This is a genomic window from Oleiphilus sp. HI0067, from assembly GCF_001635735.1.
Genome location: NZ_LWFI01000304.1, coordinates 1 through 635, shown reverse-complemented (window position 1 = coordinate 635; position 635 = coordinate 1). Strand labels below are relative to the sequence as shown.

Below are 635 nucleotides of genomic sequence, written 5' to 3'. Positions count from 1 at the left end.
CTCAGTCGGTAGAGCAACGCACTTGTAATGCGTAGGTCGGGGGTTCGATTCCGTCCACCAGCTCCATTCTTTTTGAGGTAAAGAGGGTCTTTAGATTCTCGCTTTTGGAGGGGTTCCCGAGCGGCCAAAGGGATCAGACTGTAAATCTGACGCGAAAGCTTCGGTGGTTCGAATCCACCCCCCTCCACCAATTTTTTTGTGGCGGGTATCGTATAGTGGCTATTACCTCAGCCTTCCAAGCTGATGACGAGGGTTCGATTCCCTCTACCCGCTCCATTTAATTATACAAGCGCTCATATAGCTCAGTCGGTAGAGCACTACCTTGGTAAGGTAGAGGTCACCGGTTCAATTCCGGTTATGAGCTCCATATACAGTTTTGCGTGGTCTGCGCTCATTGCGGCGCAATGTCACTCATCGAGCGATTCTATAGGAGATGTTCGGATGGCAAAAGAAAAGTTTGAAAGAAGTAAGCCGCACGTTAACGTTGGAACAATTGGCCACGTTGACCACGGCAAAACAACACTAACAGCAGCACTTACTCGTGTATGTGCAGAAGTATTCGGTGGTGAGAAGGTAGACTTCGCTAACATCGATAACGCTCCAGAAGAGCGTGAGCGTGGTATTACAATCGCAAC

1 protein-coding gene and 3 tRNA genes are annotated in these 635 nt (G+C 49.1%); all 4 read left to right on the top strand.

Features of this window, described 5'->3' with window-relative positions:
* Window positions 1-106: 106 nt before the first annotated feature.
* Window positions 107-190, top strand: a tRNA-Tyr gene (locus A3739_RS03715).
* A gap of 11 nt (window positions 191-201) precedes the next feature.
* A tRNA-Gly gene (locus A3739_RS03710) sits at window positions 202-276 on the top strand.
* Window positions 277-291: 15 nt separating this feature from the next.
* Window positions 292-367 (top strand) — tRNA-Thr (locus tag A3739_RS03705).
* Between the two features lie 74 nt (window positions 368-441).
* Window positions 442-635, top strand: a 194-nt coding sequence (locus A3739_RS03700; RefSeq protein ID WP_231876996.1) for a GTP-binding protein, incomplete at its 3' end; no start/stop codon positions are given.